We start from the raw sequence: 429 nt of genomic DNA on the forward strand, positions 1-429 counted from the left end.
GCACAGGCCTGCCACCGCCTGCGAGGCGGCTGACGCTGCGTACTCGGCCGCGTCCATATGCGTGGCATGCACCAGGCACCAGCGCGCGTCCACCGGCATATGGTCCAGCAGCCAGGCCACCGGGCGCTGGCCGCTCCAGGCGACGCAGGCGTTGACCTCGGCCATCTGCTCGGCAATGTGGATATGCACCGGCGCCTGGGCATTCAGCGCATGCAGGCCCTGCACGGCCTCCTGCAAGGCCTGGGGCGCCACCGCGCGCAGCGAGTGCGGCGCCAGGCCCAGCGCAGCGCCCTGGGCAGCGCAGGCGGGGGCCAAGCTCTCCAACAGGCGCAGCATGTTGTCGGTGCTGCGGATAAAACGCTTTTGCCCGTCGTTGGGCGCCTGGCCGCCAAAGCCGCTGTTCTGGTAGAGCACCGGCAGCAGGGGGAT

General features: G+C 70.6%; 1 pseudogene. It reads right to left on the reverse strand.

What is annotated here, in order from left to right:
* A pseudogene (locus H928_RS32235) lies at nucleotides 1–429 on the reverse strand (amidohydrolase family protein); the annotation flags it as partial.

Source organism: Comamonas sp. B-9, from assembly GCF_000410635.1.
Classification (GTDB): Bacteria; Pseudomonadota; Gammaproteobacteria; order Burkholderiales; family Burkholderiaceae_C; genus Comamonas.